9 protein-coding genes are annotated in these 11,655 nt (G+C 68.1%); 2 read left to right on the top strand and 7 right to left on the bottom strand.

Annotation, left to right across the window (positions count from 1 at the left end; translation table 11 throughout):
* The first annotated feature begins 732 nt into the window (after positions 1–732).
* On the top strand, positions 733–1,116 hold the full coding sequence (locus tag Ahu01nite_RS13590) for a phage holin family protein (protein ID WP_203836910.1): 384 nt from the start codon (positions 733–735) through the stop codon (positions 1,114–1,116).
* Positions 1,117–1,754: 638 nt separating this feature from the next.
* Entirely contained in the window at positions 1,755–2,693 is a 939-nt protein-coding gene (rarD, locus tag Ahu01nite_RS13585; protein WP_203836851.1) for an EamA family transporter RarD, read from the top strand.
* Between the two features lie 18 nt (positions 2,694–2,711).
* Here rarD and Ahu01nite_RS13580 read toward each other — a convergent pair whose 3' ends face one another.
* From Ahu01nite_RS13580 to nuoL, 7 genes are all read right to left on the bottom strand, one after another.
* Positions 2,712–3,413 carry an anti-sigma factor family protein gene (locus Ahu01nite_RS13580; RefSeq protein WP_203836850.1) on the bottom strand — a complete coding sequence of 234 codons (702 nt, stop codon included), beginning with the start codon at positions 3,411–3,413 and terminating at the stop codon, positions 2,712–2,714.
* Positions 3,410–3,904 carry a sigma-70 family RNA polymerase sigma factor gene (locus Ahu01nite_RS13575; RefSeq protein ID WP_239158829.1) on the bottom strand — a complete coding sequence of 165 codons (495 nt, stop codon included), beginning with the start codon at positions 3,902–3,904 and terminating at the stop codon, positions 3,410–3,412. Before Ahu01nite_RS13575 ends, Ahu01nite_RS13580 begins: the two co-directional genes overlap by 4 nt.
* Positions 3,905–3,990: 86 nt before the next feature.
* Positions 3,991–4,785 (bottom strand): IclR family transcriptional regulator, encoded by a 795-nt coding sequence (locus Ahu01nite_RS13570; protein WP_203836848.1) that lies wholly within the window; start codon positions 4,783–4,785, stop codon positions 3,991–3,993.
* Between the two features lie 597 nt (positions 4,786–5,382).
* Positions 5,383–6,375: a polyprenyl synthetase family protein gene (locus tag Ahu01nite_RS13565; protein WP_438874776.1), complete on the bottom strand. Its 993-nt coding sequence runs from the start codon at positions 6,373–6,375 to the stop codon at positions 5,383–5,385.
* 279 nt (positions 6,376–6,654) lie between these two features.
* On the bottom strand, positions 6,655–8,187 hold the full coding sequence (nuoN, locus tag Ahu01nite_RS13560) for an NADH-quinone oxidoreductase subunit NuoN (RefSeq protein ID WP_203836847.1): 1,533 nt from the start codon (positions 8,185–8,187) through the stop codon (positions 6,655–6,657).
* 2 nt (positions 8,188–8,189) lie between these two features.
* On the bottom strand, positions 8,190–9,731 hold the full coding sequence (locus Ahu01nite_RS13555; protein ID WP_203836846.1) for an NADH-quinone oxidoreductase subunit M: 1,542 nt from the start codon (positions 9,729–9,731) through the stop codon (positions 8,190–8,192).
* Positions 9,731–11,653, bottom strand: a complete 1,923-nt coding sequence (nuoL, locus tag Ahu01nite_RS13550; protein ID WP_203836845.1) for an NADH-quinone oxidoreductase subunit L — start codon at positions 11,651–11,653, stop codon at positions 9,731–9,733. Before nuoL ends, Ahu01nite_RS13555 begins: the two co-directional genes overlap by 1 nt.
* Between the last annotated feature and the right edge of the window lie 2 nt (positions 11,654–11,655).

The raw sequence follows: 11,655 nt of genomic DNA, 5'->3' as shown, positions 1-11,655 counted from the left end.
CCTGCCGGCCGGCCGGCTGAATCTTGCGGGCTACCTGCCGCTGCGGAATGCCGCTGTGATCAACGGCGGTTGCTGCGGGCGGCTGCCGGGCCATCGGCGACAGGCCCCAACGGACTGCCGGCTGCGGCTGCGGCTGCGGCTGCGGCTGCGGCTGGAACATGCCGAGCGACTCGGTGGTGCGCATCTTGCCCTTACCGGTGACCACGAACGCGAGTTTGCGGTAGAAGGCCGCGGACTGTGGGCCGCGGACTGCAAGGTGCGGCGCACTACGTGGGCGGCGCACCGCGCAGCGCGGTGGCCCCCGTTCGACCGCAGCCCTACCGAAGTCCTCGTGGTTCAGCGACAGACCGGCCGATGCCGCGCCGTTCGATCACAGCCCGGCCAAGGCTCGGACCGTTCAACCACAGCGCTACCGAGGCCCTCAGCGTTTAGCGACAGCGCTACCGAGGCCCTCACCGTCAGCGACAGCGCTACCAAGGCCTTCGCCGTTCGGTCACAGCGCGGACGTTCGCCCGCGTTTGTCTCCGTTGCGCTGTCTCACCTGCTCTGGAGGCCCGCCGAGCTGAGCCGGCCCCACAGGCTGGGGTTGTGACAGTGGGTGGGATGGGGGTTCGGTTTCTGTTACGCGGGGGCGGGGGCGGAGGGCTGGAAGTGCGGGGATGTCGATTCGTGTGGGGTTGATCGTGGAGTGTCGCCGTGTGTGGTGGCTTGGGCGTGGCACCATCGCGTGGCATGGGCATCATCATTCGGCTGGTTATCACTGCTGTTTCGTTGTGGATAGCTACCCTGGTCGTTGACGGGATCCGGCTTGATACCGACTCGGTTTCCGGGAAGGCCGGGACGCTGCTGGCCGTTGCGGTGATCTTCGGGATCATCAATGCGGTGCTGCGACCGATCATCAAGACGGTGGGGTGCGGGCTCTATGTTCTGACCCTTGGTCTGATCTCGCTGGTCGTGAACGGGCTGCTGTTCATGCTCACCAGCTGGATCGCGGGGCAGCTCGATCTGCCGTTCCACGTCGATGATTTCTGGCCCAGCGCCGTGCTGGGTGCGCTCATCGTCGGCATCGTCAGCTGGGTGCTCAACATGCTCGTCCCCGATGGTGGCGACGACTGAGCGATCCGCGTGCTGCGCGGCTCTCCCCTGGCCCGAGGGTCAGTTCGGAAAGGCTTGCGGTTCGTCCGGGACAGGCTTACCGCGCGCCCGAGACGGACTCGGCGTCGGCCCATGTGAGCCGGAACGGGCGGGGTGAGCCACCAGGCCGACGCCGTCGAGCTCGGTAACGTGCTCAGGGACGCGTGGGCTTCGGACCGGTCAACATGCCGAACTCGAGGCAAGGCGCATTCGGTATCGAGGCCACGTGCAGATGCAGACGAACTCGGGCCAGGCCGACGAACTCGGGCCAAGCAGACGAACTCGGGCCAAGCAGACGGGCTCAGGGTCAGGCAGGCGAACTCGGGGTCAGGCAGACAGGCACGGGTCAGGTGCTGACGGGTTCAGGTGTGGTCAGACCTGCAGCGCGCCAACGGGTTCGGGGCAGGGCGGCCTCGGACCTATGACCGGCGGCGGGCGGGTAAGTGGCGGTCAAGGACGGGGCGGTGAGTTCACGCGCGCCGGACGGTCGGCCGACGCGGGGGATGGACGCGGGCCGTAGACGGGCTCGGTGTGTGCTCCGGCAGGGGGCGGCTGCCGGCTGTCGTGAGGTTTGACATAGGCAAGGACCGGTGGGGGTTTTGGCCCTTACGGTGTGGGCTATGGGTGAAGAGCGGCGTGGATATCTTTACGGGCTCACGGCGTATGTGCTCTGGGGATTTTTCCCGATCTATTTCAAGTTGCTGCAGCCTTCGCCGCCGCTGGAGATTCTGGCGCACCGGATCGTGTGGTCGGTGGTGTTCATCAGTCTGATTTTGGCGGGTATGCGGAACTGGCGGTTCCTGCCGAGGCTGGTACGGGACAGGAAGCTCCTGGGTGGGGTGAGCCTGGCGGCGCTGTTGATCGCGGTGAACTGGGCGACCTACATTTACGGTGTTAATTCTGATCGGGTCGTGGAGACCGCGCTCGGCTACTTCATTACGCCGTTGCTGCTTGTTGTGCTCGGGGTGACCGTGCAGCGGGAACGGTTGACGGTATGGCAGTGGACGGCTGTGGGGATCGGGGCCGTGGCGGTGGGTGTGCTGACCGTGGACTACGGGCATCTGCCTTATATAGCGCTGACTCTGGCGGCCAGCTTCGGGTCGTACAGTTTGGTGAAGAAGCGGTTGAAGTTGCCTCCGGCGGAAGGGTTGTTCGTCGAGTCGGCGGTGCTTGCGGTGCCCGCGCTGGGTTATCTCGTGTGGCTGAACGTTGCCGGCAAGGCGGAGTTCGGGCATGTGAGCGCCGGGCACACCGTGCTGATGGTGCTTTCCGGCATCGCGACCGCCGTGCCGCTGCTGCTGTTCGCCGCGGCGGCCAATCGGGTGCCGCTGGTCGGGATCGGAATTCTGCAGTACGTTGCGCCGATTCTGCAGTTGGCGTGTGGCGTGCTGATCTTCCATGAGCCGTTGCCGGGTCCGCGGCTGGCCGGGTTCGCGCTGGTCTGGGTGGCCCTGATCATCTTTACGGTCGACGGGTTGAACGGCGCTCGAAAGAGAAGGACAGTGGCCGACCCCGCGGCCGCCACCGCAGAGCCGGCCACCACCCTTCCGCCGCGCTGACCCGCCTCAGAAAAGGGGTCAGGGGACGTCGTATGCCAGCAGTTCCCGTCCGTCGTTGCGCACCAGCGCCAGGCGGGAGAGGACCCCGTCGGTGAAGTGCGTGAAGCCGGACATGCTGACTTCTTTACCGGGGGCCGCGGTCCACGAGCCGAGCTGTTCGCTCTCCTCGTCCGGGCCGTAGGCCATGAGCCGGATCGTGTACGGCTCAGAGTCCGCGTCACCCCGGTTGTACGCGCAGATGAGGTTGACCCGCGTCCCGCCCTGCGCCCCGGCGAGGTTGAGCTGGGCGGAGACCTGCACCCGCTCGTTGTCGGGGGTCATGGCGATGGTCGGGCCCGGGGCGTCGCCGTCCGGTGTGCCGCTGCGACCCATGACGAACACCGCACCGATGCCGACGACCAGGGCGAGACAGGCCGCGGCGAGCGCGGTGCCCATCACTCGCCAGCGGATTCGTTTGCGTTCCTGGCGGCGGGTGGTCTGCACGGCGGAGACCAGGTCCGGCGAGGTCGTGCGGCGCCGGGGGATCGGGGGTGGCGCGGTCAGCCGTTCGAAGTCGGCCGGGTCGAGGCGGCCGAGCAGACCGGGCAGGACCGCGATCTCGGCGACCGCCTCGCGGCAGAAGGAGCAGGTCGCGAGGTGCCGCTCGTAGGCCATGCGCTCGGCCGGGGCGAGGGCGCCCAGGACGTACGCTCCGTCGTCATGTTCGTGGTCGCATCTCATCCCGTCACCCCCATCTCGTCCAGAACCATGCGCAGCGAGCGCAGGGCATAGTGCGTGCGTGATTTGACCGTGCCCGCCGGCACGCCCAGCAGCGCGGCTGTCTCAGCGACCGAGCGCCCCTGGTAGAAGCACTCGACGAGAACCTCGCGGTGGGTTTCCGAGAGCCGTCCCAGCGCTTCGGCGACCGTCCAGGCCTCCACCGCCCGGTCCGCCTCGTCCGCACTGGGCGGAGGCTCGGGAATCATGTCCGTGACCACCTCGCCGACCCGTACCGACCGGCGTCGCCAGGCGTCGATAGCCAGGTTCCGCGCGGTGGTGAACAGCCATGACCGCACCGTGCCCCGCTCGAGGTCCAGCGATTCCGGATTTCGCCAGGCTCTCAGCAGGGTTTCCTGGACGAGGTCCTCAGCGCGTTGCCGGTCGCCGCCGGAAAGGCGTACGGCGTGGGCGTAAAGGGCATCCCCGTGCTCGTCCTGAAGCGCGCGCAGCAGCTCGGCGTCCTGATCTTCCAAGCCTGCCGACCTCCCTCGCGTCTCCCATCCAGTCTTACGGCCGGGGGACGCGGGTGGTTCAACGGTCAGGCTGTCGCAGCGTCACCAGTTGACAACGCCTCAGCCACATTCCGGGCAGCCGCCGTCAGCTTGGCACGTACCACGCGCGCGGAAGTGAGCATTTCGGCTGCTGGGAGCGAGCACGAGAGCACGAGCCTGCGTTCCATGTCACGGTCGGAGATGACGTTGACGGCGGCGCCGGCGAGGCCTTGGCGCCACTGGCCCATCTCCAGCTGCATGCCGCGCCGCTCACCGGCGGCCAGGTCGGCCTCCAGCGCCTCGGGGGTGATCAGCGTTGCCGGGGTGAAGGCACGCATGCCCCAGTCGCGCAGGTATCGGGCGCGCTGGTCGGCGGTGAGGGTCGCGAGCAGTGCCTTGCCCAGAGCGGTGGCGTGGCCGCCCTCGTCGAAGCCGGGGACCATGTCGTCCATGAACGGCGAGCGCGGGCCCTCGGCGGAGGCGGTCACGGCGATGCGCCCGCCGACGAACCGGCCGAGGAAGTGGCTGTAGCCGGTGTCGACCGCCGCGCGGCGCAGCGCTTCGCCGACCGTGGGCGGGCCGCGGAAAGCGGAGACCAGCTCGCGATAACGGTCCGCGATCTCCAGGCCGACTATGTACGTGCCGTCCTCACGGCGGATCACGTAGCCCTCATAGGCGAGAGTGCGGACAAGGTGATACGTCGTCGCTACGGTCAATTCACACCGTCGAGCGATCTGTTTCACAGTTAGTCCGCGCGGAGCCCGCCCCACCGATTCGAGTACGCGCAAAGCGCGTGACACGCTCCGGATGAGATCTGACGGCTCCGCCAGGGGGTCGCGCACAGCTACCTCCGACGCCGGGGACTTACACCATATGAATAATCTTCCCCGGAAGGAATGCCTGACGCCTGTCGATCATGCTCGATCTCTACGGCACGTGTGGTTGTTGACACTCACCGTCCAGGAAGACCGGGGGCGGACATACCCTCGCCGGTGATGACCGACTTCGCCATCTGACCCCCTGACAAGGCTGCGACCAGCGTTAACAGGATCCGGCCGATGCGGGCTGCCAGCAGCGCCCTTACCACGACCATCGTCTGCTCCGTCCCGGCGTTTCTTGTCGGGGGACTCGCGGTGCAGATCGGCGACGAATTGAAATTCTCGCCGATGGGGCTCGGACTCGCGGTTTCCGCGTGCTTCAGCCGCGGTCTCGCTGATCACGATCGCGGTCGCGGCACGGTCACTGTGGACACTCATCGCGATCCTGACCCTGGCGGCGACCTCCAACACCCAGACCGGCGGCTGCATCGGCCCGCTGAGCCTCGGAGCGGTCGCATCCGGCGCCGGGTAACCCGCTATGTGGACAGTCGCGGCAGCGACGATGCTAGGGGCCGCAGCGCTGATGGTGGTCGGCAGCCGGATGCTGCGAAACCACAGGCTCTAGCTGGTGCGGTCCGCGATGAAGTTGCAGAGGGCTTCCATCGCGCGGCGGGGCGGGCTGTCCGGCAGCGGCGCGAGGCAGGCGCGGGCCTCCTCGGCGTAACTGCGGACCGTCTCGCGGGCTCGCTTCATCGCCGCGGACTCTCGCAGCAGCCCGAGGGCCTCGGCGTGCAGCGCGTCGTCGACCAGCGGCCCGGAGCCGAGGAGCTCGCGCAGGCGCACCGCGGAGGCGTCGGCATCCTCGTCGGCGAGCGCATAGAGCACCGGCAGGGTCGGCACGCCCTCGCGCAGGTCGGTGCCGGGGGTCTTGCCCGACTGCACCGACTCCGACGCGATGTCGAGCAGGTCGTCGGAGAGCTGGAACGCGACGCCGATCGTCTCGCCATAACCCGCGAGGGCCTCGACGTGCTCGGTGGACGCCCCGGAGAACATGCCGCCGTAGCGCGCGGACGTCGACATCAGCGAGGCGGTCTTCTCGGCGATGACGTACAGGTAGTGCTCGATGGGGTCGGTGCCGCGCGGCCCCACCGTCTCGGCGATCTGCCCGTGCACGAGCCGTGAGAACGTCTGCGCCTGCAGCCGGACCGCTTCCAGGCCCAGCGTGGCGGCGATGTCCGCGGCGCGGGCGAACAGGAAGTCGCCGACGAGGATCGCCACGGAGTTGTCCCAGCGGGCGTTCGCGCTGGGCGCCCCGCGCCGCACGTCGGCCTCGTCCATGACGTCGTCGTGGTACAGCGTGGCGAGGTGGGTGAGCTCCACAACCAGCGCGGCGGGCACGATCTCGGCCCGCGACGGGTCACCGAACTGCGCCGACAGCGCCAGGATCAGCGGCCGGAACCGCTTCCCGCCGGCATCCATCAGGTGCCGCGCCGCCTCGGCGATCAGCGGATCGGCGGAGGTCACGTTCTTACGCAGCGCTTCCTCCACCACGGCCAGCGTCGCGGTGACCGACGCGTCGACCTGCGGGTCGATGTCGATGCCGAACGACGTCAGCGCTGTGTCAGGGGTGCTCACCACACTTTCACGATGCCATACCGGTCCGGCATCAGCAGGGTCAGGGGGGTGAAGATCAAAATCAGTCTTAAAGTACGCCCGACCCCAAGCTGGCCGCCCTCCCCCGCGAGGTTCTGCCGGGTTGCGCCTTTGCCGCGTCCGCCGGGCTCAGCTGCCGTCCCGGCTGCCCGTGATGGAAAACGGACAGGCCCCGGCGCAACGCCGGGGCCTGTCCAAACAAAACGCCATATGACAGTTATCTGACGAACAGCGTCGGCCCTATCGCACGAACTGCGCCGCGTCGTTGGTGAGATCCAGCAGCGGCGCCGGCACCACACCCAGGGCGAAGGTCGCGATCACGCCGATGGCCAGGGCCGCCGCCGTGAGGAAGCCCGGGATCGACACCGCCGGAGTGGTCTCGCTCGGCTCGGAGAGCCACATCAGCACGACCACCCGCAGGTACGGGAAGGCCAGCAGCATGCTGGTGATCACACCGAAGATGACCAGCCAGGTCTGCCCGCCCTCGACAGCCGCCCCGAAGACCGCGAACTTGCTGGTGAAGCCGCTCGTCAACGGGATGCCGGCGAAGGCGAGCAGGATGAACGAGAAGACCGCGGCGAAGACCGGGCTCTTGCGGCCCAGCCCCGCCCAGCGCGACAGGTGCGTGGCCTCGCCGTCCGCGTCCCGGACCAGCGAGACGATGCCGAACGCCGCCAGCACCGAGAAGCCATATGCCACCAGGTAGAACATCGTGCTGGACAGCCCGCTCTTGTTGAGCGCCAGCACGCCCACCAGCAGGTAGCCCGCGTTCGCGATCGACGAATACGCCAGCAGCCGCTTCATGTCGGTCTGGGTGACCGCCAGCACCGCGCCGGTGAGCATCGTCAGCACCGCGATGACGCCCAGCACCGGCTGGAAGTCCCACTGGACGCCGTCGAACGCCACGTAGAGCACACGCAGCAGCCCGCCGAACGCCGCGACCTTCGTGCAGGCCGCCATCAGCGCCGTGATCGGCGTCGGCGCACCCTGGTAGACGTCCGGCGTCCAGACGTGGAACGGGACCGCCGCGCTCTTGAAGAGCAGGCCGATCGAGACCAGCGCCAGGCCGCCGAAGAGCAGCACCTCGCTGCGCGCCGGGTCGGCGACCGCGGCGTGGATCGACGCGAAGTCGACGGCGCCGCTGAAGCCGTAGATCAGCGCGACCCCGAACAGGAAGAACGCGGAGGCGTACGAGCCCAGCAGGAAGTACTTCATCGCGGCCTCCTGGCTCAGCAGACGCCGGCGGCGGGCCAGCGCGCAGAGCAGGTAGAGCGGCAACGAGAAGACCTCGAGCGCGACGAACATGGTCAGGAGGTCGTTCGCGGCGACGAAGAGCAGCATGCCACCGAGCGCGAACAGCGTCAGCGGGTAGACCTCGGTCGCGCCGGGCTGACTGCCGGCCTGCTTGATGTCCTTCTGCGAGCCGACGGTGATCGCCGCCTGGGAGACGAACGCGCCGCCCGGCTCGAGCGAGCGCTCGCCGATGAGTAGCAGCGACACGATGCCGAGCAGCAGGATCGAGCCCCACAGGAACACCGCGGGACCGTCGACGGCGACCGCGCCGCCGATGGTGACGACCCGGGTGTTGCGCTCCACGATCACTGTGACCAGCGCGGCGACCAGGGCGAGCAACCCGAGGCCGAGCTGGATGCCGTGACGCCGGTTACGCGGCAGCAGCGCCTCGAACAGGACGCCGACGCAGGCCGCCCCGAAGAGGATCAACATCGGCGCGAGCGCGCCGTAGTCGATGTCGGGCAGTTTGAGGTCGTCCATGGCTACCGCGCCACCCTTCCATTCGCGACCGCCGTGGGACCGGGATCGGTGGTACCGACGTCCTGCATGGTCTGCTCGACCGCCGGGTTGATCACATCGGTGACCGGCTTCGGGTAGAAGCCGAGGAGCAGCAGCAGGAGCACCAGCGGCGCGACGACGATCTTCTCGCGCAGGGTGATGTCCTTCCGCATCGCCGGCACCTCGGTCAGCACGGGGTTGAGCGTGCCCTGCGTGGTGCGCTGCACCATCCAGAGCACGTACGCCGCCGCGAGGATGATGCCGAACGTGGCGATGACCGCGTAGACCTTGTGCGTGGTGAACGTGCCGATCAGCACCAGGAACTCGCTGATGAACGGCGCGGTGCCGGGCAGCGCCAGGGAGGCGAGACCGGCGAAGAAGAGCACCCCGGCGAGGACCGGGATCAGCTTGCCCGCGCCGCCGAAGTCGCTGACCAGCGACGACCCGCGACGGGACACGAACATGCCGACGACCAGGAAGAGCAGGCCGGTGGCGAGGCCGTGGTTGACCATGTAGAGCACCGAGCCGGTGCCCGCCTGGGTGGTGAAGGCGAAGATGCCGATGCCGATGAAACCGAAGTGCGCGATCGATGTGTACGACACCAGCCGCTTGAGATCGTTCTGCCCCACCGCCAGCAGCGCGGCGTAGAGGATCCCGATCACGCCGAGGACCAGCGCCGCCGGGGCGAACCAGCGCGACGCCTCCGGGAACAGCGGCAGGCAGTAGCGCAGGATGCCGAACGTGCCCACCTTGTCGAGCACGCCGACGAGCAGCGCGGCAGCGGGTGCCGGAGCGGCGACACCGGCGTCCGGCAGCCACGTGTGGAACGGGAAGAACGGCGCCTTGACCGCGAACGCGATGAAGAAGCCGAGGAACAGCCAGCGCGCGGTGTTCGTGTCGAACGCCGCCGAGGCGCCCTTGAGCGTCTCCCAGTCGAACGTGTGGTGCCCGCCGACCACCCAGAGCCCGATCACGGCGGCCAGCATGAACAGACCGCCGACCAGCGAGTACAGGAAGAACTTCACCGCGGCGTACTGACGGCGCTGGCCGCCGTACGAGCCGATGATGAAGTACATCGGCACGAGCATGACCTCGAACAGCACGTAGAACAGGAAGACGTCGGCGGCCGCGAAGACGCCGATCATCGTGCATTCCAGCGTCAGCAGCAGCGCGAAATACGTCGGCACCGACCGCTGGGTCTCGTCGACGTCGTTCCACGAGGCCAGGATCACCAGCGGCACGAGCAGCGCGATCAGCACCAGCATGACCAGCGCGATGCCGTCCGTGGCGAAGGTGAACCGGGCGCCCCACGTGGGGATCCACTGGTAGGACTCGCGGAACTGGAAGCGCTCGCCACCGGCCTGGAACGCGATCCACATGACCACGCTCAGCGCGAGCACCACGAGCGACCAGGCCAGCGCGATCGTCTTGGCCAGGTTGCCCCTGGCCCGCGGGATGAAGGCCACCACTGCCGCGCCCACCAGGGGGAGCAACGTCAGGATGGACAGGAACGGGAAGTCCTTCATTACGCCAACCACCCCAGCTGGATCGCGAGGAACGCGCCGACGACCAGCACGGCGCCGGTGAGCATGGACAACGCGTACGAGCGGACGAAGCCGGTCTGGAGCCGGCGCAGGCGACCGGAGCCGCCCCCGACCGCGGCGGCGAGGCCGTTGACCGCGCCGTCGATGCCCCGGTTGTCGAGGTAGACGAGGGCGCGGGTCAGGTAGATGCCGGGCCGCTCGAACACCGCCTCGTTGAACGCGTCGGTGTAGAGGTTGCGGCGGGCCGCGGTGACGACCACACCGGCGGGTTCGGGCGCGAGCGCCGTGCCCCTGCGGAACATCGCCCACGCCAGACCCGCGCCGAGCACCGTGACGACCAGCGACAGGACCGTGATCAGCCAGTGCGCCAGGACCGGTTCGTGCTCGACACCCTCGGCGCCGAGGACCGGCTCGAGCCAGTGCGCCAGGTCGCCCCAGACGAGCAGGCCACCCGCAACGATCGAGCCGAGGGCCAGCAGCATCAGCGGCACCGTCATGATCAGCGGCGACTCGTGCGGATGCTTGTTCTCCTCGGTGTAGCGCTCCGGGCCGTGGAACGTCAGCACGAAGAGCCGGGTCATGTAGAAGGCCGTGAGGCCCGCGCCCAGCAGCGCCGCCATGCCGTAGAGCCAGGACGTCCAGTCACCGCGCTCGAAGGCCGCCGCGATGATCGGCTCCTTGGAGAAGTAGCCGGACAGCGGCGGGATGCCGATGATCGCGAGCCAGCCCATCATGAACGTGAGCCAGGTCCAGGTCATGTATTTGCGCAGCCCGCCGAAGCGGCGGATGTCGACCTGGTCGTGCATGCCGTGCATGACCGAGCCGGCGCCGAGGAACATGTTGGCCTTGAAGAAGCCGTGCGCCAGCAGGTGGATGATCGCCAGCGCGTACGCCCCGCCGCCGAGCCCGACGCCGAGGAACATGTAGCCGATCTGGCTCACCGTCGACCAGGCCAGGACGCGCTTGATGTCGTCCTTGGCCGCGCCGATGATGCAGCCGATGAGCAGCGTGAGCGCGCCGACACTGACCACGATGGTCTGCAGCGTGTGGTTCGCCGAGAAGATCGGGTTGGAGCGGGCGATCAGGTAGACGCCGGCGGTGACCATCGTCGCCGCGTGGATCAGGGCCGAGACCGGGGTCGGGCCCTCCATCGCGTCCGGGAGCCAGGCCTGCAGCGGGAACTGCCCGGACTTACCGGCCGCACCGAGCAGCAGCAGGATGCCCAGGATCAGCACTGTGCCGCCGGACAGCGCGGAGACCTTGCTGAAGACCTCGTCGTACTGGGTCGTGCCCAGCGTGGCGAAGAGCAGGAAGATGCCGATCGCCAGGCCGGTGTCGCCGACCCGGTTCATCAGGAACGCCTTCTTGCCGGCCGTGGCCGCCGAGGGACGCGTGTACCAGAAGGAGATCAGCAGGTACGACGCCAGACCGACGCCCTCCCAGCCGAAGTAGAGCATCACGTAGTTGTTGCCGAGAACGAGCAGCAACATCGCCGCGACGAAGAGGTTGAAGTAGGCGAAGAACCTGCGGCGCCCCGGGTCGTGTTCCATGTAGCCCACGGCGTACAGATGGATCAGCGAACCGACACCCGTGATCAGCAGGACGAAGACGCCGGAGAGCGGGTCGAACAGCAGCCCGAAGTCTACGTGCAGGTTGCCGACGACGATGAAGTCCCACAGGCTCTGCTGGGCCGACCGGGCGTCGTCGTCCAGGCCGCGGAGGCTGAGGAACATCGACAGGCCGAGCACGAAAGTCGCCGCTACCGAGAGGACGCCGAGCCAATGTCCCCACTTGTCGGCCCGCTTACCAAGCAGCAACAGGACCGCCGCGCTGGCCAGCGGAATGGCGACAAGTAACCAGATACCACTCAAAAGGCCCGTAGCGTGGGCATACGTCTGTTCCACGT

The sequence above is a fragment of the Winogradskya humida genome, assembly GCF_016862215.1.
Lineage (GTDB): Bacteria > Actinomycetota > Actinomycetes > Mycobacteriales > Micromonosporaceae > Actinoplanes > Actinoplanes humidus.
Note: the sequence above shows the minus strand (reverse complement) of the source record. Positions and strands in the feature narration are given on the sequence as shown.